At 75.4% G+C, this 3,051-nt stretch carries 3 protein-coding genes; 2 read left to right on the plus strand and 1 reads right to left on the minus strand.

Translation table 11 applies throughout. From position 1 onward, the window contains the following. Positions 1-214, minus strand: a 214-nt coding sequence (locus KS423_RS42215; RefSeq protein ID WP_374120125.1) for an NAD-dependent epimerase/dehydratase family protein, incomplete at its 3' end; no start/stop codon positions are given. 362 nt (positions 215-576) lie between these two features. Between KS423_RS42215 and KS423_RS42220 the strand changes: the two genes are divergently transcribed. Together KS423_RS42220 and KS423_RS42225 are read left to right on the plus strand one after the other, a co-directional pair. Beyond that, positions 577-1,950, plus strand: coding sequence for a hypothetical protein (locus KS423_RS42220; RefSeq protein WP_224285012.1), 1,374 nt, complete (start codon positions 577-579; stop codon positions 1,948-1,950). 63 nt (positions 1,951-2,013) lie between these two features. Then, positions 2,014-3,051: MoxR family ATPase (locus KS423_RS42225; protein ID WP_224285013.1), on the plus strand; the 1,038-nt coding region annotated here is incomplete at its 3' end.

Genomic DNA, 3,051 nt, shown 5'->3' on the forward strand with positions numbered 1-3,051 from the left:
AGTAGGTGAGGTACGCCGCGCTCACACCCTCCAGCGCCCCCTCCCACGTCCCCTCGTCATGCCAGTCGAACGGCACCGCACCCGAGCGCGAACCCACCCGCACCTCGTAACCCCGGGCCGTCAGCCGTTCCGCCACCCGGCGACCCGTCTTCCCCGTCCCACCGACCACCAGCACGACACCGGACTCGACCGCGAGATCCACCACACCAGCCATCACAATCACCCTCACTCGGAGTAGGAGCCTGTTCGGATCGTCGGACCCGCCGGGGTTCCGTGAACCCTGCGCGTCCGTCCTCGTGTCCACCAGTCAAGGCCACTCCGGGCCGGCGAACCATAGCCTCCGCACTCAGTTCCATGCGCGAGCGTCTACGCACCGCCGCGCCCCTCCGCCCTCCACCAGAACACACCCGAGCCGCCACGAACCACCCCTCTCGACCCGGCCTCCAGCGGCCCTTGAGCACCCGGCCGCGGAGCGGAACGGTGTGGCGGGCGGCGGCGTGGGACGCTATGCTCCCCGGCGATGACCACTCACGCTGCTCACAGAATGGGGGTCCCGTCCGCGAAGAGTGCGTGCTGATGCCCACTCACCCCGCGCACGGGAACGACTCCCGCCTCTCCTTCTGGCGGCGCGTACGCGAGTACGCCGTGCCGCCCTCCATGATCGAAACCTCCACCGCCCTCCGCCTGGCCGGCGACTGGGCCGGGGCCTGCGCCGCGGCGAACGTCGAGGTCGACTTCCGCCTGCGGGACGTCGCCCGCGTCCACGGGCGGGAGCTCGCCGACCGGCTGCGGGCCGATCTCCGCTGCCTCGCACCGGACTTGCTGCGCTGGCACCTGCCGAGGTCCGCCCCGGACGGGCTGCTGCGGCCCGGGCTCACCGTACCGCTGGCCCGCTACCCGGGCGAGTCCCCGGTCGTCCTGGTGGTCCGCACGCCGCCCGCCTGGGCGGAGTACGGCCAGCGGGTCGCCCTGGCGCTCTGGGACGGCTCCGGAGGCGACGGCCGGTCGCCGCACCCGCGTCCGCGCCCCAGCCGCCGGTTCCGCTACGACCTGCACCGGCACCTCTGGGACGCCGGGCGCAGCTCGGAGCTGGCCGTCCGGGCCGGTACGGGTGACCCGCCAACGGGCCTGCTGGGTACGGACCTTGGTGATCCGACGCGACGTTGTGCCGTCGACCGCTGGGCTGCCGAGGCCGAGCTGCTGCTGCGCGCCGACGGGCGCCCGGCCGGCCCTGTCGTGGTGCGGCTCGGGCGTCGGCAGCGGCTGCTGCTCGGGCCGGACGGGACGACCGCGCAGGCCTCCGGGGACATCTCGGGGCTGCCGCTGCTCCCCGATGCCGCGACCTGGGTGCCGCCCGACCTCGACCTGCTCCGCAGCGGTGTGATCGAGGCCGACCGGCTGCATCCGCTGGTGGCGGCCGCGCTGGCGCCCGGACATCCGCCCCGGGCGCAGGCGGCGACGCGGCCCCAGCCCCACCGGCTGGTGGACTGCCGAGGGGCGCGGCACCGGATCGGGCTGGTCGACGGGGTGCTCACCCCGCTCGACCACGACCCGGCCGAGCTGCACCGCGAGGAGCTGCTGGCCGCCCTGTCCGGCACCCCGCTGCCCTGTCTGCGGGCGATCGACCTCACGCACCGCCGGCCTGACCAACTGGCCGGTGTGCGCGAGCGGTTGGACCACGGCGACACCGCCGGGGCGCTGGCCGCGGTCGAGGCCCTGCTCGGCCCGGAGGCGGTGCTGCGCGACGGACCGCTCCGCGACGAGCTGGCGGCGGCGGCCGAACGGCGGATCGCCTACGGCCTCTACCGGGCGGGTCTGACCGGGCCCGAGCTCGTCAACTATCCGTTGCCACGCGTGCGCCGCAGCTCGCGCCCGGACAACGCGGCCTTCCGCCCGCGCCCGCGCCATGCCTCGTTCCGGGCCCGCCCACGCCTGGCCTCGCTCCGCTGATGCCGGCGCCGGCCGCCCGGCACTGAAGACCCATCCGCACCACACGCCTTGAGGTGATCACCCATGCCCATCCGCACGCCCGAAGCCGCCCGACTCGACGTCGCCCGGCAGCTGCTCGACCTGCTGGCCGACACCACCACCGAACCACGCGCCGACATCCAGCTGGAGGCGCTCACCCTCGCTGTCGCCGCCGACCTGCCCGTCCTGCTCTGGGGCGAGCCCGGCATCGGCAAGACCGCCGCACTCAACCAGCTCGCCGAGGCCCTCGAACTGCCGCTGACCACGGTGATCGCCAGCGTCCACGAACCCTCCGACTTCTCCGGGCTGCCCATCGTCGGCGACGACCCGGCACAGCAGGGCGTCCCGATGGCCCCGCCGGACTGGGCGGTCCGACTGGTGCGGGCCGGACACGGGCTGCTGTTCCTGGACGAGCTGTCCACCGCGCCGCCCGCCGTCCAGGCCGCACTGCTCCGGCTGGTCCTGGAGCGGCGCATCGGCACGCTGCAACTCCCGCCCGGCGTCAGGATCGTGGCTGCCGCCAACCCGCGCTCCTCGGCGGCCGACGGCTGGGAGCTCAGCCCGCCGCTGGCCAACCGTTTCGTCCACCTCCAGTGGACGCACGACCACGAGGTGGTGGTACGCGGCCTCCGCGGCGTCTGGCCGGTGGCCACGCTGCCCCGGCTCGACCCGAAGGCACTGCCGGCGGCCGTCGTACTCGCCCGGCGCTCGGTGTGCGGGCTGCTGGCCGCCCGCCCCGAACTGGTGCACCGGCTGCCCACCACCGAGACCCGGCGCGGCGGCGCCTGGCCGTCCCCGCGCAGCTGGGACATGACGCTGCGGCTGGTCGCCTTCGCGACCGCCGCCGGCTCCTCCCGGGAGGTGCTGTCCCTGCTGGTGCGCGGCACCGTCGGCGACGGCCCGGGCCTGGAGCTGATGGCACACATGGACCGGATGGACCTGCCGGACCCGGAGGACCTGCTCGCCGACCCGGCCGGCGCGGTGCTGCCCGAGCGCGGGGACCTGCGCCAGGCCGTGCTGGACGGAGTGGTCGCGGCGGTCCGCAGCCGGCCGGACCGGGCGCGCTGGGACGCGGCCTGGGCG

This window comes from Streptomyces sp. LS1784 (assembly GCF_020103755.1).
Taxonomy (GTDB): domain Bacteria; phylum Actinomycetota; class Actinomycetes; order Streptomycetales; family Streptomycetaceae; genus Kitasatospora.

Coding starts and splice junctions, on each gene's coding strand:
- KS423_RS42220 (WP_224285012.1), top strand. CDS start 577: ATGCCCACTCACCCCGCGCACGGGAACGACTCCCGCCTCTCCTTCTGG.